This is a genomic window from Haloarcula sp. 1CSR25-25, assembly GCF_032027985.1.
Classification (GTDB): domain Archaea; phylum Halobacteriota; class Halobacteria; order Halobacteriales; family Haloarculaceae; genus Haloarcula.
This window is the reverse complement of the sequence record NZ_JAHYBW010000001.1, coordinates 410940-430274: the sequence shown is the minus strand read 5'-3', so window position 1 is coordinate 430274 and position 19335 is coordinate 410940. Positions and strand designations below refer to the sequence as shown.

Sequence of the window (19335 nt, the reverse complement as noted above, 5' to 3'; positions counted from 1 at the left end):
AGTATGGTCGACCGCCCGCTCAAACAACGGTTCGTCCTCGACACGTCGCTGTTTCTCACCCCCGAGATCAGAAGCGGCGACGAGGACCTGGAGGCGGCCTGCCTGGAACTGCTCGACCTCATCTCGGAGGCGAAACTGGTCCACAACATCTCCTGTTACATGCCCCCGTCGATACAGGCGGAACTGACGACGATGCTCGAGGACCGGGCCATCAGCGAAGAAGTGTTGACGAAGCTGGATACGTGGGTCATCACGAAATCACCGGCCCACTACGAGGTGATGATTCCGGCCGACCTGGTGTACGAGTTCATCGACGAGATGTCAGAGCGGGTCGACCGCGGCCTCCGCGTCTCGGAGAAGGCCGTCCGGAAGGCCGAGGAGTCGCGGGCCGAGACGGTCGAGGAACACGACCACATGACGGAGGTGGACAAGGTCATCTCGGACCTGCGCGACGAGTACCGGGACACGCTCCGGCAGGGCGTGCTCGACTCCCGCGAGGACTTCGACCTCCTGATACTCGCACAGGAACTGGACGCCGGCGTCGTCACGGAGGACCAGGGCATCATCAACTGGGCGGAGGACTTCGGACTGCGGTATCTCAAGGGCCGGAACTTCCCCCCGCTGCTCAGGGAGTATCTCGCCGCCGACGACCCGGACCGCTGGCGCGACGAGAGTTAGTCGTCGTCACCGCTGTCCGGCGATTTCCCCCCGGGGAGCGCACTGCGCGCCCGTCCGGCGATTGCGCCGGGAATGTCCGTCGGGGAGGGAGCGACCCACTCGATAACCAGTAAGGCGGCGGCTAATCCGAGAAAGACTGCACCGATCGCTGTCTGGCCGCGAGCGAGGTTATCGACGCCGAGGAGGGTGACCCGCGCGGCGAGTACGACCGCGACCATCAGCTCGATTGTCCCGATGAGTCCCCGTGCCATCGGCCGTCGTAGGCGGCGACTAAACAAAAGCGTCGCGGCTGTGTGGCGACCGCCTCCTCGCTGCCGGCAGGGGAACACGTTCAAGTCGCTGCCGGCGTTACGTCGTCGGTATGCAACTCGGTATCGTCTCGGACACGCACGACAACACGTCGCTGGTCGAAGCCGCGGTCGAGACGTTCGCGGACGCGGGCTGTGAGGCGGTCGTCCACTGCGGCGACTTCGTGGCTCCGTTCTCGGTGACGCCGTTCGACGGCGACTGGTCGTTCTACGCCGTTCGCGGCAACAACGACGGCGAGTGGGCGGTCCAGTCCACGGTCGAGGAGTTCGGCACGTACTTTGGAGAGATGGGCGTGTTGCCCGTCGATGGGCACACCATCGCGGTGTATCACGGGACCAGCGGGGAAATCGTGAACGCGCTGGTCGAGTGTGGGACCTACGACTACGTGCTCCACGGCCACACGCACGAACGCGGCCACGAGGCGCGTGGGGACACGAAACGAATCAACCCCGGCGGCATCTCGATTCCGCCGGCTCCCGAGCCGTTCTCGGTCGCGACGCTCTCGACGGACACCGGCGAGGTCGAATTCCACGAACTGGGGTGAGAATTAGTCGTCGGCGTGACTGTCGACGCGCTGTGGGCTCCCGTCGTGTTCGACGAGTCCGCGGCCGACGCCGAGGGCTTCGTCGGTGCGTCGGATGCTCTTCTCGGCGCTTGCGGTCCGCTCCGAGAGCGCGCGAACGGCGTCGATGTTCTCCGGTACGACGTCGGCTTCCTGGTGGATGGCCTGGAACAGATAGAGGTCCCGCCCCTCGACCGTAATCGATTCGGCCCAGATGCAGTTCTCCCACACGTCGCCGCGCGGGCGACCGGCGTCGCGGGTGTACTCCTTGAGTTTGCCCGCGCCGTCGATACCGAGCGTCTCCGGGATGAGGAACAGCCGCGACTCGTTGGTCAGCAGCGACGTGACCTCCTCTGTCGTGGGTTCGCTCTCCAGCGTGACGTTGACGCTGTGGGTGTGCATCTGCGTCGTCGGGACCTTCATCCCCATCGTGTCGATGTCGAGGTCGGGGAAAATCGTCTGGACGTCGGGACCGTGGTGGGAGGGTATCTCGACGGGGTCGGGGAGCGTGTCGTTGATCGGGCCGCGACCGGTCTGGCCCGGGTCGGCACCACGCCGGACCAGTGTCACGCGCGATTTCTCGACGCCGTAGGATTCCTTCAGCGGTGCGAGCAGACGTGAAAGGCCGGTCGTGTTACAGGAGACGACGCGGGCCGTGTCCGCACCGACCGTCTTCTCGTAGTTGGCGCGAGCGTTGAAACTCACGTCTGCCACGTCGGCGTCCTCCCCACCCTGGAAGATGGCCGGCGTGTCGTGTTCGGCGTACAGCGGCGCGTTGGCCGCGCCGACGCCACCCGGCGTGGTGTCGACGACCACGTCACTCGTTTCGATGAGGTCATGGACCGTGCCGGCCGTCGCGAGATCAGCGTCGTTGAACGGTTCGCAGCCGTCCGCGGCGTAGAGTTCGTAGCCGCGGTCGTCTGCGATAGTTGCCTCGAAGTTCGGCGAGCGCTTTGCTACGCCCGCAACTGTCATATCTGGCTGGACACGCACCGCGTCAGCGACGCGTTTCCCGATGGTGCCGAAGCCGTTGATGCCCACGTGGAGCATGAACGTCCATACTTTGGGGGAGAGTATATTCTTTGTGCTTAATATTCGGAGAAATTAACTCAGATAGTTGTACCACTGGTGATTGTCAACTTTTGGCAGGGAAAACTCTCAAACGGCTGTTTTTGGGCGGTAGCGGTATCCGTGCCAACATCGCTAACCCCGACTGTCACCGAGTTACTCACAGTTGCCAAACCGAGTAATACTGTGGTTTGTTATCAACCAACGCCTAAAATCGAAACGGGGATGCTGACAGCTGTAGTTCCCTGCCATCCCACCTCGCTCCCTACGACTGAGCCAGACTGGTGTCGTGCGGCCGCTGCCTGCACCAGTCACTCTCAGGATGGCTTTCACAGCGAACTGGTGTGACTGGCGACGGCACACGTGTGCCGTCCATCAAGAGTTATTCAGCCGGAGAACGCAGCCAGTTGTATGGACAACTCCTCGCTTCGCGCACCCGCGGAAACAGCCGTCCGGCAGTGCCTGACCCTCCAGCCCGACGAATCGTGTGCGGTCGTCACTGACGACAAGTTGAAATCAATCGGCGAGGCCCTGTATCGGGTCGCCGCCGAGATTACCGACGACGCCGTCTTCGTTCGCTACCCCCCCGGCGAGCAACACGGTGCGGAACCGCCCGCGCCGGTCGCCGGCGCGATGGAAACCGCCGACGTCGTGCTCGCGCCGACGACGAAGAGCCTGAGCCACACGGCGGCCCGTACCGACGCCAACGACGCCGGCGCTCGCGTCGCGACCCTGCCCGGCATCAGCGAGGGCGTGTTCCTGATGGGATTAGACGCCGACTACCAGCTCATCAAACGGCACTGCGAGGACGTGCTGGCACAGGTACAAGACGCAGAGGAGATCAGAGTCACGTCGCCCCAGGGCACCGACATCACGTTCGGCATCGGCACACGCGAGTGGCACATGGACACCGGCATCGTCCACGAGCCCGGTGAGATGTCGAACCTCCCTGCCGGCGAAGTGTTCCTCGCCCCGGAGACGGCCGACGGGACGTTCGTCGTCGACGGGACGATGCGCCCCCACGGCAAACTCGACGGCAGGCGCCTCACCTTCGACGTCGAGGACGGCTATGTCACGGACATCGACGACCCCGACATCCGTGCGGAGGTCGAGGAGGCTGCCGAGGCGGTCGGTCGGGACGCCTACAACCTCGCCGAACTCGGCATCGGCACGAACGTCGCCGTGACCGAACTCGTCGGCTCCGTCCTGTTAGACGAGAAGGCCGGCGGCACGGTCCACATCGCCATCGGCGACGACCACGCGATGGGCGGGGACGTGCACGCGCCGATTCACCTGGACGGGATTCTGACGGAACCGACCGTGTATGCGGACGGCGAGGAAGTGAAACTTCCTCGGGCAGAGTGAGCGGCGACGCCGCGAACGTGGGGAGGTCGTAGACCTCCCGGAGCCGAGCGGAGAGTGAAATGAACCGCGAGGCAGGCGAGGAAGTGAAGCTTCCTCGGGTAGAGTGAGCGGCAACGCCGCGAACGTGGGGAGGTCGTAGACCTCCCGGAGCCGAGCGGTGAGTGAAAGGAGCTGTGAGTAGCGCACGCCGCGGACAGTATCCGCTATCCGGTTCCGTACTCCATCTTCACAGCGTATCCGACGATGAGAACCGCCCAGACGAGCGATCCGATGAGGCCGAGGTCGAACGGCACCGGATAGCCGAGGTTCCACGCGAGAACGAGCCCGTGTATCGCACCCATGAACCCCATTGTTGCGACGGTGATGGTGGCTGCCACCTGCGGCACTTCCGGTGGGTCGTAGCGGAACGCCGCTTTCAGCACAGTGAGGGTTGCGAGCATCAGCGCCGGCATGAGAACGACACCAACCGGCTTCGAGACGTAGGTATCCGGCGTACCCGACGCGGAGAAGTGAATCGCGACGTCGATGGGGAGACGCGACCAGACCGCCACGCCAGCCAGCGCTGCCAGGACGATGCTGGCACCGCTTGCGATGGTGGCTCGGTTCCGACCGAGGGCCATGGCCGGCGTTCGTACCGGCGGCTGAAGAAGGTCAGCGTGGCTGTGCGAGTGAGAACCACGAGCAGCGACGTGGCGACGACCATTTACGGGAGCGTAGTCAACGGCCTCATATGACAGACGCTACACCGGGCGACCGCATCGCCCTCCCGTGTCCGGCCTGTTCGCCGGACCTGGAAACGGTTCACGAGGTGCTGAAGCCGGGCGGCCACGTGACGGTCCGCTGTACGGACTGTGACCACGTCCACAAGGAACAACTGCCGGAGGAAGAGACGCTGGAACGCAGCGTCGTCGTCTCCCAGGACGGGGACTCCTTCACCGCGGCTGTCGACGTGCCCGCCGAGGAAGCGCTCTCCGTCGGCGAGGAGTTCCTGCTGGAGACCGAGGAAGCCGTCGTGACGGCGCGGATTACGAGCCTGGAGACCGAAGACGGCCGCGAGGACGAGGCGGCGGCCGCCGACGTCGAGACAATCTGGTCGCGGGCCGTCGGGAACGTCTCGGTCAACGTCACGATGCATCCGAAAGACGGGACCCACGACGAGACGGAGAGCTTCAAGCTCCACGTCCCCGGCGACTACGAGTTCGTCGTCGGCGAGACCGAGGCGTTCGGCGAGGAGGAGTTCACCGTCGAGGGGATTCACGTCCGCGACGACGCTCACGGCTACGACCACGAGAACATGGACCACGACGGCGACATGGGTATCGCGAAGGACATCAACCGACTGTACGTCAGAGACGAGTCGACCACGGCGTGGTCGGCGTGGTAGGATGGCCGACTGGGACCGAAAACGGTCGCGGCTGGCCGACCGTCTGCGCAAACGCGTCTCCGACGAGGCCGTTCTCGCGGCGATAGCGTCGGTTCCACGCCACCGGTTCGTCCCGGACGACAAGCGACACGACGCCTACGCCGACCGCCCGCTCCCAATCGGGTCGGGCCAGACGATCTCTGCGCCACACATGGTCGCAATCATGGCCGAGCTACTCGACCTGTCACCGGGGGACCGGGTGCTCGAGGTCGGCACGGGCTGTGGCTACCACGCCGCGGTGACTGCCGAACTGGTCGGCCCCGAAAACGTCTACAGCGTGGAGTACCACGCAACGCTGGCCAAAGAGGCACGGGAGACGCTGGAAGCGACCGGCTACGGCGAGGTCTCCGTTCGAGCCGGCGACGGCAAGCAGGGATGGCCCGGGCACGCGCCCTACGACCGGACGTATCTGACCTGCGCCGCGCCGGAACTCCCCGCCTCACTCGTCGAACAGACCCGTGACGGCGGTGTCCTTTTGGCTCCAGTTGGCGACGGACAACAGCGCCTCGTCCGGGCGGCAAAACGGGCCGACGGCACGCTCGACAGGACCGACCACGGCGGCGTCCGGTTCGTCCCGCTGCAGTAGGGTTATCAATAGACGTGGCCGTTGTCGCGCCATTGATATAGCTCCGGGCGAATACACTGATATGGACCCGGCGGTACTGCGGGACGACATGGTCGACAGCCTGCAACACGAGAGCAAGGGTGTCGTCCGGAGCGCGTGGCTATCAGCAGCGATGCGCGCCGTCCCCCGGGAGGCCTTCGTCGGTGAACAACAGGCCTACTCCGACCGCCCGTTCGAGCGCCTCGGCACGCGCGTGCTCTCACCCAGCACCGTCGGCCGAGTGCTCGAACTACTGTCACCCGAGGAAGACGACGACGTACTCGTGGTCGGTGCTGGCGTCGGCTACACGGCCGCAGTGCTGGCAGAGCACGTCGGCGCGGCCAACGTCCAGGCGATCGACATCACGCGCCGGCTCGTCGTCGAAGCGCGGCAAAACCTCGCAGAAGCAGGTTACGACGCGGTCCTCGTGGACCGCCTCGACGGGGCTGACGGACTGCCCGAATACGCGCCGTACGACCGAATCCTCCTGGAAGCGGCCGCCATCGACCCGCCCAGGGCGCTTCTCCAGCAACTGACCGAGGACGGTCGGCTGGTGATGCCGTTAGGTACCGGCGAACAGTCCCTCGCTGTCGTCGACGCCGACGGGGCGGTCAAGCGACACGGCACCGTCGCGTTCCAGCCGATGCTCGTCGAGGGCGAGCAGGCCGATACCGTCGAGCGTAACCGGACCCACCGTGAGGACCGCGAGCACGCCCGGCGGGCGGCCCAGTCCCGCGCCGGCTGGGAGCAGGAGTGGATCGACTGGGACGGTTAGGGCGACTCGACGACGAGGAGGTCGGTGTTCGAGCGGGCGTCCTCGTAGCTACTGCCCGCCGGTGGTTTCACCTCGAATATGACGGTGCCGTCCTGTTGATTCGGCCCGAGCGACGGCGACAGCGAGAGCGTCACGTTCCCCGTGCTGTCCGTCTCCCCCGTCGAGACCGACGAGAGCGTTGCCGTGCCGCTTTTCGCGACCACCGTCGCGCCGGACACGGGCGCCCCCTTCGAGTCGACGACGGTGACGACCACGTCCTGTGTCCCCGGGTCGGTCACTTCGGGGTGTGGTTCGACGTCGACTTCTGTTACCTGTAGCGTCTCGATTCCGGAGATCGTGCTCATCATCACGGATAGGCAGGCGACACCGACTACCAGTGCGATAACGAGACGGATCGGAAGTCCCTCGATAGCACGTTCGTCGCGCCACAGCGAATCTGACATAGGCGGGGGTGGTCCCGGGTTCGTACTTGAATCCTCGGACGTACGTTGAAATACCGAAACGGGCCAACCGCCGGCATGGTCGTTATCGGACGCGAAGATGCGACGGGAGCGACGGCGCGGTTGGGTCACTACCGCGCCCGCGACGGGAGCCGCGGCGCTGCAGTCGACCTCGACGTCGACCGGCCACACGTCGGCCTCGTCGTTGGCAAGCGCGGGTCGGGGAAGACGTACTCGCTCGGCGTCCTCGCCGAGGGGTTGCTGGCCGCGGCGGGAGTCGCGCCTGTCATCGTCGACCCGATGGGGGCGTTCACGCCGCTCGGTACTGCGGACGTGTCCGCGATGGTAATCGAACCCATGGTTCGTGCGGACGCGCTCGACCCGCGCCAGTGGTGTACGGTGCTCGGTCTCGACCCGGAACAGGGTGCGGGAGCGCTCGTGTGGCGAGCGGCGAGCGAGTGTTCGACGCTCGACGGGATGCGTTCGTGGGTGACCGACGCGGATGCGGCGGCGAGCACCGGCCGGGCGGCGGCGAACCATCTCGCCCTCGCCGCGTCCTGGGACGTCTTCGACCCTGCGGGTACCGAGACAGAGGTGCTGTGCAGCGGTGGTCTGACCGTACTCGACGTGTCGGGACTCGATTCGCGGCCAGCCGGCGCGGTCCTCGCCGCTGTCGCGAGCGCGCTGTACGACGCCCGCCTGGCCGAACAGACGAGCCGACTGCCCTGGCTGCTGGTCGACGAGGCCCACGCGTTCACAGACGGGGTCGCCCGCCGCCCACTCCGCCGGCTCGTCACTCGGGGCCGCCAGCCCGGCGTGAGCTGCGTGCTGGCGACACAGCGACCCAGCGCCGTGCCGGCGACGACGGCCTCACAGACCGACCTGCTCGTCGCCCATCGACTGACGAGCGCGGCTGATATCGACGCGTTGCGGGCGGTCCAGCCGACGTATCTCGACGGCGGTTTCGGGGCCAGACTACCGGAAGAGACAGGGACCGCGCTCGTCGTCGACGACGGCACCGAGTCCGTCCACCACGTGACGGTCCGTGAGCGTCGCACGCCCCACGGCGGCGAGACGCCGCGGGCAAGTGACCCCGCGGGAGCCGGAACCCACGAGAGCCGCGCCGACGGCGGGGGGTGATTCCACGCCGCGACCACCCCGACGGAAATCACAGGACCTGGACGATTCCCCAGGCCAGCCCGATCGCGGTCAGCGCACAGACGAGGTTGCCGACGGCGTTGAGCACGGCCAGCGCCACGTACCCGTCCTCCCACAGCCGCACTGTCCCGACCGAAAACGAGGAGAACGTCGTGAACGACCCGCACGCCCCGACACCGACAAGCAGTGCCGCGTCGCCGGTCACACCGGCGAACGTCAGCAGTCCGAGGACGAAGCTCCCGACCGCGTTCACCGTGAGCGTCCCGAGCGGGAACGTCTCTCGCTTGAGAGCCTCCGCCAGGTAGTGGCGACAGAGTGCGCCGATGGCGCCGCCGGCTCCGACCAGCTGTGCCGGTTCGACAGCGACCATCAGCGCTCACCCCCGGCGAACAGACGGACGGCCGTACGACCGACGAGGACGCCGGCAAAACCCAGAGCGTAGCTTCCGACGACGTTCGCGACGGCCCATTCGGGCGTCAGCGCCGTCTCCACCGCGAACGTGCTGTAGGTTGTAAACGACGAGATGAAACCGGTCGAGGCGGCCAGTTTCGTCTCGCTGGCCAGCACACCGACCTGCAGCCCCTCGTACACGAGCACGCCGAGCGCGAAACTGCCGAGGACGTTGACCAGCAGCGTCCCCTGTAACCCCGGAAAAAAGAGGCCGACGAAGTACCGGAGGTTCGAGCCGGCAAAGCCCCCGAGACCCACGAGGACGACAGTTTCGACCGTTACCAGCGGGTGGGCGTCTGCCATGCTCTCACTCTCCGAGTATCTCCGCCAGCCGCGCTTCACCGAGCGTGTCGACGAGCTGTGCGAGTTCAATAACCCGCTCTTGGCCGAGCGTATCGACGAGTTCGCGGATCTCTGCCGGGTCGAACGTGCGGGCGACGTAGCCGAGGTTCTCAACCATCCGCGTCGTCCGGTCCAGCGTCTCTTCGTCGGGGCGTAGCGTTAGCGGTCGGTTCGTGAACTTGCCGTTTTCGTTGAAATAGCAGAACCGTAGCTCGGCGGTGTCGCTGTCGTCAGGGTCGACGATCTGCAAGACGCCGTACCCACTGTCCCACTCGTCCAGTTCGACCTCGAGCAACGTTTCGTAGCGGGTCATACATCCGGGTTCAAATCACGTCGACTTATACGTTGGCATCTGAGAACACTCACAAGCGCAAAAGGCTGCGATACACAACAAAATAGCAGCTTTAGATAAAACGGGTTCGTATCTCCACTCCACCCGTTCTACACCGGAATAATATTGGTACAGGTGTTATTTCGGAACTGACTGCCGCTTTGTGCGCGGTCTACCGGACAACACTGATTTGGCCTGACGTATCAACCTAGTCCGGGACAGCACTAGAGAGCTTCATTTTCGGGAATGAAATTGTTTTTATATCCTCTCCAACAACAGCAAATCAATGCCAGAGTCAAAGCAAGAATCTAGTGCCGCCCACTTCGATGTAGCCAATATCGGTGGCATCGACGAGACGGCAGTCGATATTCCGCCGGGCGTGACGGTCCTGACGGGCAAGAACGCGACGAACCGGACATCGTTTCTGCAGTCTATCATGGCGGCGATGGGAAGCACACAGGCGACGCTGAAAGGTGACGCCGACGAGGGCAGTGTGACGCTCACTTACGGGGACGAAGTCTACGAACGGACGCTCACGCGGGCGGGCGACGCCGTCCAGTTCGACGGCGAGGGCTATCTTGACGACCCAGACGTCGCCGACCTGTTCGCGTTCCTGCTGGAAACCAACGAAGCGCGCCGCTCCGTGGCACGGGGCGATGACCTCCGCGAGATCATCATGCGGCCGGTCGACATCGACGCAATCCGCTCGGAGGTCGAACAGCTGGAGTCGGAGAAAGGCGATATCAACGACGAACTCGCCAGGATCGAGTCCCGCCAGCGCGACCTGCCGGACCTCGAACAGCGACGGACTGAACTCCGCGAACAGATCGAAGCAAAGCGCGAGGAACTGGCCGATAGAGAGGACGAAATCGACAACAGCAGCCGGGATATCGAGGAGAGCCGTCAGGAGCAGGACGTCCTCGAGGAGAAACTCGACGAACTCCGCTCGACCCGGTCGGACCTCGAATCCGTCCGCCGGGACATCGAGGCTCAGGAGGAGAGCATCTCCTCGCTGAAACGCGAACGGTCCGATCTCACGGACGAACTGGACGAGCTGCCGGAGACGCCCATGGGCGACCACCAGCATCTCGAAGACGAGATCGCCGGGCTGCGCGACCAGCGCCAGCGGCTGAACAGCGAGATATCCGACCTCCAGAGCCTCATCCAGTACAACGAGGAGCGCCTCGAAGAGGAGGACTACGACGTCATCCAGTCGCTCGAAGACACGCCCGCGGGCTCCGATGGGGCCGTCACGGAGCAGCTCCTCGACGGCGAGGACGAGGAATCCGTCGTCTGCTGGACGTGTGGCTCGACGGTCGACCGCGAGCAGATCGAAGACACCGTCGACCGCCTGCAGGACCTCCGCCGTGGGAAGGTCGAGGAGCTCAACGACGTCAAATCGGAACTTGACGACCTCAAGTCCGACCAGCGCGAGGCAGAGAAGAAACAGCGCCGCCGCGAGAACGTCGAACGAAAGATCCAGGAGACCGAAACGGAGATCGAACGCCGCGAAGAGCAGATCACGTCGCTGAAGGACCGACGCGAGGAGCTGACCAGCGACGTCGAATCGCTGGAAGACGAGGTCGACAACCTCGAATCCGAGGACTTCGACGAGATCCTCTCGCTGCACCGGGAGGCGAACCAGCTCGAGTTCGAGATCGACAGCCTGGAGTCCGACCTCGACGACGTGTCGGCCGAAATCGAGGAAATCGAGGAGATGGTCGAGCGGGCCGACGACCTCCGCGAGGAACGCGATGCGCTGGTCGAGGAACTCACCGACAAGCGGACGAAGATCGACCAGATCGAGGCCAATGCCGTCGACCAGTTCAACGAGCACATGGACGCCATCCTCGGCATCCTGGAGTACGAGAACCTCGAACGCATCTGGATCGAGCGCGTCGAGCAGACCGTCCGCGAGGGCCGCCAGAAGGTCGACCGCACGGTGTTCGAACTCCACATCGTTCGGACCACGGAGAACGGCGCGGCCTACGAGGATACGATTGAACATCTGAGCGAGAGTGAGCGCGAGGTCACAGGGCTGATCTTCGCGCTGGCGGGCTATCTGGTGCATGACCTTCACGAGAGCGTTCCGTTCATGCTGCTTGACTCGCTGGAAGCCATCGACTCGGCGCGGATAGCCGAACTCGTCGAGTACTTCGCCGACTACGCCGAGCATCTGGTCGTCGCCCTCCTGCCCGAGGACGCCCAGGCGCTGGACGACGACTTCAACCGGATCACCTCGATCTAACCCCGTAGTCTTTTAGTTCCGGTTGCCGTAGGTTGGTTCAACAGATGGCGAATACGACAGACGGGCGGCCGTCGAGCAAAGTCGCTCGACTCATCGACGAGTACGAACTCGATGGTCTCGGTGCGGAGATGGAGGCTCGCTGGACCGGTGACGGTGTAGAGCGCATGAGCCTCCGGGACCTCGCGGAGTTTTTCAACAAACGCCTCCTCGAACGCGCGCTGGTCGACGCTGGCCTGAGCGCGCTCGAAAGCGACGTCGAATCGACCTACGAGAACCTCACCGGCGACGACATCAGCACAGGCGTTCGGACTGACACCGTCAACCGACTCGAACGCAGCGGCGTCGACGTCGACAGCGTCGAAACCGATTTCGTCACCTACCAGGCCATCCGGTCGTATCTGAAGGAGTGGCGCGGCGCGGAGTATCAGGGGTTGTCCGACGACGAGAAAATCGAGAAAGACCTCGAAAGCATTCAGCGGCTCCTGACGCGAACGCTGTCGGTCACTGACCAGCGCATCGAGAAACTGCGCGACACGGGCCGCATCGACATCGAGGACTTCGAGGTGTTCCTGGACGCACAGGTGCTGTGTCAGTCGTGTGGCAGCCAGTACGCCGTCGCGGAGTTCTTCGAGCAGGGCGGCTGTGAGTGTCAGCAGGACTGACTCACGCAGTTCCGGGTTCGCTCGCTTTTGGCACTCCTGCTGTGAGAAGGACAATCCGAAAGAGAACATAGCCAACCGATATAGATTATGAGACACAACAAAAACAGAGAATTCGAAAGCTGAGGATAGTAACTTTACCGCTACTGTCGCGCTGACTACCGCCCCGAGATGGGGCCTGTCCTCGGGGACCACACAGGGCTGAAGCATCCGGCGCTCGTGGACGGGGATATGAACCCAGCCGAACTACGAGCGTCGATTCCGGCACTCGAACGGTGTACGTACTTCAACACGGGGGCAAGCGGACCGACGCCGCGCCCCGTGATCGACGCTGCGACCTCGTTTCTCGAACGACACGCCTTCGAGGCGCCCGCCGGAGACGGTTCCTATACGGTCGCGTGGGACGCCATCGCGGCGGCACGCGACGTCGTCGCCGGCCACATCGGGACCGACGCCGCCAACGTCGCGTTCACTCGCAGCACCGCCGACGGCGTCAACATGATCGCCGGCGCAATCGACTGGCAGCCCGGCGACGTGGTGGTCCGGACCGACCTCGAACACCCCGCCGGCACGCTCCCCTGGGACCGGCTGGCCGACACCCACGACATCGAGGTCCGCGTCCTCGAAACCGACAGCGGTCGGCTCGACATGGCAGACGTGAAAGACGCCGTGGCCGACGCCAGACTGGTGTCGCTGAGCTCGCTCACCTGGACACACGGGACCAGACTCCCTGTTGGGGCCGTCGTCGACGCGGCCCACGACGCCGGCGCGCAGGTGCTTGTCGACGCCGTCCAGTCCGTCGGGCAACACCCCGTCGACGTGACCGAGTGGGGCGCGGATTTCGTGGCCGGGGCGGGCCACAAGTGGCTGCTTGGAATCTGGGGCGGCGGGTTCCTCTACGTCTACCCGGACGCCTACGACCGATTGCGCCAGACTCGCATCGGCTACCGGAGCGTCGAGAATCCCGGTGGGGACGCGTACGAATATCACGCGGGCGCCCGCCGGTTCGAGGTCGGCACCACCTCACCGGTCCCGTACGTCGCGCTCGCACACGCTATCGAGACAGTCGAGGCGGTCGGACTCGACACGGTCCAGTCCCGTGTCGAACGGCTGACCGACCGGCTCAAGGACGGCCTCGACGACCGACTGCTGAGTCCCCGCGAATACGAGTCGGGACTCGTGACGCTTACCGCAGACGACCCCGAGGCGACCGTCGAACGGCTCGCGGAGGAGGGTATCATCATCAGGTCACTCTCCCACCCCGAGGCGGTCCGGGCGTCCGTCCACGCGTTCAACACTGCTGACGACGTCGACCGCTTGCTCGACGCGCTGTAGCTCTCACGGGGCGCTCCCGTCCCGACGGCGCCGCTCACAGGCCCGGACTTTCTTGCCCCGGCCGGCCGTCCACGCTCGTATGGAGACACGCCCCGTCGTGACGTGCTTCCTGCGCAGCGAGGCCGAGGTGCTGCTGTTGCGCCGGAGCGATTCAGTCGGCTCCTACCGGGGCCAGTGGGGCGGCGTCGCGGGACACGTCGCCGACGACGCCGGGCGGGACCGGGACCCGGAGACGGCCGCGCGGGCCGAAATCGACGAGGAAACCGGCCTGGCCGACGCGGTGACGCTAACCCGCCAGGGCGACCCGTTCCAGGTCGCGGACGGCGACCGGGGCGTCCGGTGGGTCGTCCACCCGTTCCTGTTCGACTGTGCGGCCCGCACAGTCTCGACTAACGAGGAGACCACCGAAACCGCGTGGGTCCACCCGCCGGAGATACTGACCCGCGAGACAGTCCCGCGTCTGTGGACCGCCTGGGACCGCGTCCGTCCGCGGGTCGCCACCGTGTCCGAGGACCGGACCCACGGCTCGGCGTGGCTGTCGCTGCGGGCGCTGGAGGTGCTCCGCGACGAGGCCGCCCTGGCTGATGCCGGACGGAGCGACGATCTGGAGGCGGCCGAGCGAGACGGCGACGACTGGGACGCCCTCGCCGCCCTCGCCGCCGACATCCGGGAGGCGCGGCCCTCGATGGTCGTCGTCGCGAACCGCATCGACCGAGCGATGGACGCCGTCACCGACGACTCGCCGGCGGCTGTCGAGCGGGCCGCGACCGAGACGCTGAGCCACGCGGTGACCGCCGACCGCGTCGCCGCTGCTGTCGCCGCCGAACACGCCGGCGACCGCCTCGCAACCCTCTCGCGCTCCGGGACGGTCCGTCTGGTGGTCGACGCCGCCGCGCCCGATGCCGTGCTCGTCGCCGAATCCAGGCCCGGCGGTGAAGGCGTCGGTGTCGCAGAGACGGTCGCCGGCAGCGCCGCGGTGACGCTGACCACCGACGCGGCGTTCGGGCAGGAACTGGACGCCTGGGCTGCCGATACGCTCGTCGTCGGCGCTGACCGCGTCCTGCCGGACGGTCGCGTGGTCAACAAAGCCGGCACCCGTCCGGCGGCGCTGTCGGCGGCCGCGGCCGACGTGGACTGCTACGCGGTGTGTGCCACGGACAAGGTCGCGCCACGCGCGTCGTGGGACAGAGAGGAGCGCGAGCCCGAGGAGTTGTACGACGGCGACGCCGACATCGCTGTGTCGAACCCGACCTTCGACGTGACGCCGGCGTCGGCGGTGACAGTCGTCACTGAACGCGGTGTTCTGGGGCGGGACGATATCGAGGCGATAGCTGCCGCCCATCGGGACCGGAGTGAGTGGGTCAAACGCGGGTGAGCCCCGAGAGACGGGGGCGCGCTCACTGTTCGTCCAGCACGACCGGGACGCCGGATGCGGCCACGTCGGCGGCGAACTCGCGGGAATCGGCTTCGAGGTTCGAGAAGGTGTTGTAGTGGACCGGCAACACGAGGTCCGGGTCGATGGTCGCGGCGAGCGCGGCGGCCTCGTGGCGGTCCATGGTCGCCCGCGGGCCGATGGGCGGACACAGCAGCGAGACGTCCAGCGTCCGATGACCCGGGAGCACGTCCGAGTCACCCGGGTAGAACACTCTGGTTCCTTCGACGGCGATCATGAAGCCACAGCCAAAGCCCTCCGGGTGGTAGGGCGTTCCGTCGGGGCGCGTGTGCGGCCCGTCCGGTTCGTTGTACGCCGGCGTCGACCATATCGGCACGTCCTCGACTGACGTCTGTGATTTCATTCCAACCTCGACGACCTCGTAGGGCAGGGAGGACAGCGGCGGGAGGTCCCGGTCGCCGACGCGTTCGTCGATACCCTCGTAGGCGACGATTGTCGCGTCCTCGCCAGCGACGCGCTCGATACCGTCCGGGTCGTAGTGGTGGACGTGGGTCACACAGACCACGTCGCCGTCTTCCGGTCGATAGTCGCTGCTCGGCGGATGGCCGATGCCGTCCGTGTGGGGCTCCCACTCGCCGGTGAGGACGCCGTACCGGCCCGGGTCGACGTACACCACCGTGTCGTCGCCGGCGAAGCGGAGCGTAGCGTACCCCAGCCAGTCGACGGTCAGCCCGTCGTGTCGAACTGTCATTACCCCTCTGTACATGCTTCACCCTGAATAAGGCCGCTACTCGTCGTCGTCCCCAGGCAGAAGATATACCCGGCCGCTGTTCGTTTGGCTTCCCGTGCGAAACTTCCACATCACGACGGTCTGGGGGATTCCGATACGGGTCAACATCTCGCTGCTCGTTTTCCTGCCGGTGCTGGCCTGGATTATCGGCAGCGGGGCCCAGATATCGGTGTACGCCGGCATCGTCAGTTCCCTCTCCGGCGTGACGCTTGACCTCACGGTCCTGACCGCGGGCCAGACGCCGTGGGTTATCGGGTCCGCTGCGGCTATCGGCCTGTTCGCCAGCGTCGCCCTCCACGAACTCGGGCACGCCTGGGCGGCGATGCGCTACGGGCTCCGGGTCGAATCGATTACACTCTGGATTCTGGGCGGCCTCGCCAGCCTCGAATCTATGCCCAAGGAGTGGAACCGGGAACTGGTTATCGCACTGGCCGGCCCGGCAGTGAGCGTGCTGACCGGTATCGCGTGCTACGCCGCGCTGTTTGCCCTGCCCGCGAGCGCGCAGGTGACGCTGTTCGTCGTCGGCTGGCTCGCCGTCACGAACCTCTTTCTCGCCGTGTTCAACATGCTCCCGGCGTTCCCGATGGACGGCGGCCGCATCCTCCGGGCGCTGCTTGCTCGGAAACGACCCTACGCCCAGGCGACACGTATCGCCGCCCGAATCGGCACCGCGTTCGCGATCGTGTTCGCCGGCGTCGGTATCATCTTTTTCGCCCCGATGCTCCTCCTGCTTGCGCTGTTCGTCTACGCCGCCGCCTCCAGCGAGTCCCGCACGGTCGCGCTCGCGGCCCTGCTTGAGGGCCTGACCGTCGACGATGTCGCCAGCCCGCTCGAAGCGACTATCGACGCCGACGCCAGCGTCGAGGACCTGGTCGACCGGATGTTCGCGGACCGCCGGACGGAGTTCGCCGTCACACGCAACGGCGACGTGGTCGGCGTCGTCACCGTCGCCGATTTCAGGGCACTCTCGAAGGCCGAACGCGAGGCCGACACCGTCGCCGACCTGATGGAGACCGACCTCCCGCGGTTCATCTCCGACATGACCGCCTTCGACGCGCTCGTCAAACTCGACACTGCCCGGGCTTCCGCCGCCTTTGTTGACGGCCCCGAGGGTACCCGCGTGGTCTCCCGGGACGACTTCTCCAGCGCGATGGAGATGCGACGGCTCGTCGGATCGCCGGAACCCTTCTAATAGCTGCGACCAAGCCGGCAAACACGTTCTCGAACGGCCAGAACGCCCGAAGTGCCGGCCGGTCGCGGTCGGCCGACCTCCGTCGCTGTCGAAACGCACACACCAGCGACGGGAAAGATGCTGCCGCGGCTGTCTCTGATTTTCGCCGGTCTGCAATGCCGAAACCGACGGCAGATATGCTTATCGGGCCTCGTTTGATTCCTCAAACGGATATACACGTTTCAAAAGCAACGTTGAATACAGGGCGGGAACGCAACGCGAGCAAACGCTCGTTGCACTCACACCGATAGCAACGCCAGCGGTAGAGTAAACCCCTCCCCGACCGAAACCCGCTCTATGCCCACGGACGACCTGACGATGGAGGTGTGGGGGGTGGACTCGGACGACTTCCCGTCCGAAGCGCCGTTCGAGCGCCAGTCACAGTTCCTCCTGCGGTACGCGATTCTGGCCCCATCGAGTCACAACTCCCAGCCGTGGGAGTTCACCATCGACGGCCCTTCGATCGGCATCCACGCCGCTGAGGACCGCTGGCTGGATGTGGCCGACCAGGACAAACGGGAGTTGTACGTCAGCCTCGGGTGTGCCATCGAGAACCTCTGCATTGCCGCCGGGCAGTTCGACCTCGGTTACGAGATCGACTACCACGACGACACCACTCCGGTTGCGACCCTTACGCTGACCCGAGATACTGAACCGGCATCCGAGCGCCCACCCGGGTTGTTCGATGAGATCACGGAGCGATACACGAACCATCAGCTCTTCGACGACAGGCCGCTGTCCGACGGCCTCTACGAGCGGTTACGAGACTGCGTCATCGAGGACGACGTCACGCTGCACACGGTCGACGATCCAGACCGGAAAGGGTCCATCGCCGAACTGCAGGCCAAAGCCGACCGGCGACAGATGGACAACCCGGAGTATCGCAGAGAACTGGCCCACTGGATCGGCATCGGCGCTCTCGGAGAGTCATGGCTGAAGGCCCGAATCGGGCAAGCGGTCGTCACCCATTTGGACCTCGGGGATAGCGAAGCCCGAAAGAACTCGAAGCTCGTCACCAGTGCCCCGGTCGTCGGGGTGCTCGTGATCGACTCGGACGACCCGACGGCACGCGTCAGAACCGGGCAGGTCTTCGAGCGGCTCTCCCTGGCTGCGACCGCCGCGGGAGTGGCGACCCATCCGATGAGTCAAACCCTCGAACGGCCCGACATGCGCGAGGAACTCGCCGACATCCTCGGCGAAGGCGGCGCGCGACCCCAGCACCTGTTTCGGCTTGGCTATCCCGTGGCGGAACAGGGACACACGCCCCGATGGCCCTTAGCGGCGTTCCTCGACGACTGAGCGCGGGTGGTCGCCGAACCGCTCATGGAGACGTGGTTGGCGTGGGTGAGTAGGACCTTTGGTACGGGCCCCCATCATCGGGTATGAGCGATATCGGCACGGATAGGAAGCGCGTGTCTCCACAGCAGCAGTTGACAGCGGAGTACATGCAGATGGCGAACCACCGGAGTAACGTCCACGGACTCGTCGAGGTCGACGTCACCGATGCCAGAGAACGTATCCGGGGAATCGAGGAGGCAACCGGAACGAAACTCTCTTTCACCGCCTTCATCGTCTACTGCCTGGCCACCACTGTCGCGGAACAACCGCACGTCCAGCGGTACCGTGACTGGCAAGGGCGGACCTACGAATTCGAGGACGTGGACGTGAACGTTCTCATCGAGCGGGAGACCGACACCGAACGAGTCGGTATCCCGCACGTTATTCGCCAAGCGAACCGACGGACCGTCCGGTCGATTCACGACGAAATCCGGCGCGTCAAAGCAGACAGGACGACCCGCAAAGAACACAGGTTCGCCGGACTGACACGCCATCTCCCCGGCGTTCTGCGCCGCCAACTCTGGCGGCTTCCCCAGTGGTTCCCGACGCGGTGGAAGCGCCTCGCCGGGAGCGTCGCGGTCACCTCTGTCGGCATGTTCGGCACCGGCAACGGCTGGGCTATCAGCCCCACCAACTACACCCTCCAGCTCACTGTCGGCGGCATCGGCACCAAACCACGCCTGATCGACGGCGAACTCCGTTCCCGGGAGTTCCTGAGCCTGACCGTCACCTTCGACCACGACATCGTCGACGGGGCGCCAGCCGCGCGGTTCGTCCAACGCCTCAGCGAACACCTGGAAGCTGGTCTGGGCCTTGACCTTCCACCCGACGAGTAA

The 19335-nt window shown here is 65.5% G+C and carries 22 protein-coding genes; 14 read left to right on the top strand and 8 right to left on the bottom strand.

Annotation, left to right across the window (positions count from 1 at the left end):
• Positions 1–3: 3 nt before the first annotated feature.
• Positions 4–678, top strand: coding sequence for an RNA ligase partner protein (locus KZ498_RS02000; RefSeq protein WP_312616356.1), 675 nt, complete (start codon positions 4–6; stop codon positions 676–678).
• Here KZ498_RS02000 and KZ498_RS01995 read toward each other — a convergent pair.
• On the bottom strand, positions 675–929 hold the full coding sequence (locus KZ498_RS01995) for a hypothetical protein (RefSeq protein WP_312616355.1): 255 nt from the start codon (positions 927–929) through the stop codon (positions 675–677). The genes KZ498_RS02000 and KZ498_RS01995 overlap by 4 nt on opposite strands.
• Before the next feature lie 110 nt (positions 930–1039).
• On the opposite strand from KZ498_RS01995, the gene KZ498_RS01990 reads away from it, so the two are divergent.
• Complete coding sequence (locus KZ498_RS01990; protein ID WP_312616353.1) at positions 1040–1531, top strand: metallophosphoesterase; 492 nt, start codon at positions 1040–1042, stop codon at positions 1529–1531.
• 3 nt (positions 1532–1534) lie between these two features.
• On the opposite strand, the gene KZ498_RS01985 is transcribed toward KZ498_RS01990, so the two are convergent.
• Positions 1535–2599, bottom strand: coding sequence for a type II glyceraldehyde-3-phosphate dehydrogenase (locus tag KZ498_RS01985; RefSeq protein WP_312616351.1), 1065 nt, complete (start codon positions 2597–2599; stop codon positions 1535–1537).
• A gap of 429 nt (positions 2600–3028) precedes the next feature.
• On the opposite strand from KZ498_RS01985, the gene KZ498_RS01980 reads away from it, so the two are divergent.
• Positions 3029–3982: an aminopeptidase gene (locus KZ498_RS01980; protein WP_312616350.1), complete on the top strand. Its 954-nt coding sequence runs from the start codon at positions 3029–3031 to the stop codon at positions 3980–3982.
• A gap of 203 nt (positions 3983–4185) precedes the next feature.
• Here KZ498_RS01980 and KZ498_RS01975 read toward each other — a convergent pair whose 3' ends face one another.
• Entirely contained in the window at positions 4186–4602 is a 417-nt protein-coding gene (locus tag KZ498_RS01975) for a DUF1648 domain-containing protein (protein ID WP_312616348.1), read from the bottom strand.
• Between the two features lie 110 nt (positions 4603–4712).
• On the opposite strand from KZ498_RS01975, the gene KZ498_RS01970 reads away from it, so the two are divergent.
• From KZ498_RS01970 to KZ498_RS01960, 3 genes are all read left to right on the top strand, one after another.
• Positions 4713–5366 (top strand): HVO_0476 family zinc finger protein, encoded by a 654-nt coding sequence (locus tag KZ498_RS01970; protein WP_312616346.1) that lies wholly within the window; start codon positions 4713–4715, stop codon positions 5364–5366.
• 1 nt (position 5367) lies between these two features.
• Positions 5368–5991 carry a protein-L-isoaspartate(D-aspartate) O-methyltransferase gene (locus KZ498_RS01965; RefSeq protein WP_312616344.1) on the top strand — a complete coding sequence of 208 codons (624 nt, stop codon included), beginning with the start codon at positions 5368–5370 and terminating at the stop codon, positions 5989–5991.
• Positions 5992–6052: 61 nt separating this feature from the next.
• Positions 6053–6784 carry a protein-L-isoaspartate O-methyltransferase gene (locus KZ498_RS01960; protein WP_312616343.1) on the top strand — a complete coding sequence of 244 codons (732 nt, stop codon included), beginning with the start codon at positions 6053–6055 and terminating at the stop codon, positions 6782–6784.
• Here the strand turns inward: KZ498_RS01960 and KZ498_RS01955 are convergent.
• A complete protein-coding gene (locus KZ498_RS01955) occupies positions 6781–7227 on the bottom strand; it encodes a carboxypeptidase regulatory-like domain-containing protein (RefSeq protein WP_312616341.1) in 447 nt (148 codons plus the stop codon). The genes KZ498_RS01960 and KZ498_RS01955 overlap by 4 nt on opposite strands.
• A gap of 75 nt (positions 7228–7302) precedes the next feature.
• On the opposite strand from KZ498_RS01955, the gene KZ498_RS01950 reads away from it, so the two are divergent.
• Entirely contained in the window at positions 7303–8364 is a 1062-nt protein-coding gene (locus tag KZ498_RS01950; protein ID WP_312616339.1) for a helicase HerA domain-containing protein, read from the top strand.
• A gap of 28 nt (positions 8365–8392) precedes the next feature.
• Here the strand turns inward: KZ498_RS01950 and crcB are convergent, their stop codons facing one another.
• Genes crcB through KZ498_RS01935 form a run of 3 tightly spaced genes read right to left on the bottom strand, consistent with a single transcriptional unit; the run spans position 8393 to position 9487 of the window.
• Positions 8393–8752 carry a fluoride efflux transporter CrcB gene (gene crcB, locus KZ498_RS01945; protein WP_312616338.1) on the bottom strand — a complete coding sequence of 120 codons (360 nt, stop codon included), beginning with the start codon at positions 8750–8752 and terminating at the stop codon, positions 8393–8395.
• Positions 8752–9135 (bottom strand): CrcB family protein, encoded by a 384-nt coding sequence (locus KZ498_RS01940; protein ID WP_312616337.1) that lies wholly within the window; start codon positions 9133–9135, stop codon positions 8752–8754. Before KZ498_RS01940 ends, crcB begins: the two co-directional genes overlap by 1 nt.
• A gap of 4 nt (positions 9136–9139) precedes the next feature.
• Positions 9140–9487, bottom strand: a complete 348-nt coding sequence (locus KZ498_RS01935; protein ID WP_312616336.1) for a hypothetical protein — start codon at positions 9485–9487, stop codon at positions 9140–9142.
• A 304-nt stretch (positions 9488–9791) separates the two neighbouring features.
• Here KZ498_RS01935 and KZ498_RS01930 point away from each other — a divergent pair, with 304 nt between their 5' ends.
• The 4 genes from KZ498_RS01930 (at position 9792) to KZ498_RS01915 (ending at position 15122) form a co-directional block, all read left to right on the top strand.
• Positions 9792–11753, top strand: a complete 1962-nt coding sequence (locus KZ498_RS01930; protein ID WP_312616334.1) for an archaea-specific SMC-related protein — start codon at positions 9792–9794, stop codon at positions 11751–11753.
• Between the two features lie 44 nt (positions 11754–11797).
• A complete protein-coding gene (rdfA, locus tag KZ498_RS01925) occupies positions 11798–12415 on the top strand; it encodes a rod-determining factor RdfA (protein ID WP_312616333.1) in 618 nt (205 codons plus the stop codon).
• 228 nt (positions 12416–12643) lie between these two features.
• The gene (locus KZ498_RS01920) at positions 12644–13747 is read left to right on the top strand and encodes an aminotransferase class V-fold PLP-dependent enzyme (RefSeq protein WP_312616332.1); all 1104 of its coding nucleotides are present in this window, start codon (positions 12644–12646) and stop codon (positions 13745–13747) included.
• Positions 13748–13826: 79 nt separating this feature from the next.
• A complete protein-coding gene (locus tag KZ498_RS01915; RefSeq protein WP_312616330.1) occupies positions 13827–15122 on the top strand; it encodes an NUDIX domain-containing protein in 1296 nt (431 codons plus the stop codon).
• 22 nt (positions 15123–15144) lie between these two features.
• Here KZ498_RS01915 and KZ498_RS01910 read toward each other — a convergent pair whose 3' ends face one another.
• Positions 15145–15891, bottom strand: a complete 747-nt coding sequence (locus tag KZ498_RS01910) for an MBL fold metallo-hydrolase (RefSeq protein WP_312616328.1) — start codon at positions 15889–15891, stop codon at positions 15145–15147.
• Between the two features lie 94 nt (positions 15892–15985).
• Here KZ498_RS01910 and KZ498_RS01905 point away from each other — a divergent pair, with 94 nt between their 5' ends.
• The 3 genes from KZ498_RS01905 (at position 15986) to KZ498_RS01895 (ending at position 19335) form a co-directional block, all read left to right on the top strand.
• A complete protein-coding gene (locus KZ498_RS01905; RefSeq protein ID WP_312616326.1) occupies positions 15986–17122 on the top strand; it encodes a site-2 protease family protein in 1137 nt (378 codons plus the stop codon).
• A gap of 336 nt (positions 17123–17458) precedes the next feature.
• Positions 17459–18460: an Acg family FMN-binding oxidoreductase gene (locus KZ498_RS01900; RefSeq protein ID WP_312616324.1), complete on the top strand. Its 1002-nt coding sequence runs from the start codon at positions 17459–17461 to the stop codon at positions 18458–18460.
• Positions 18461–18543: 83 nt separating this feature from the next.
• Positions 18544–19335 carry a 2-oxo acid dehydrogenase subunit E2 gene (locus tag KZ498_RS01895; RefSeq protein ID WP_312616323.1) on the top strand — a complete coding sequence of 264 codons (792 nt, stop codon included), beginning with the start codon at positions 18544–18546 and terminating at the stop codon, positions 19333–19335.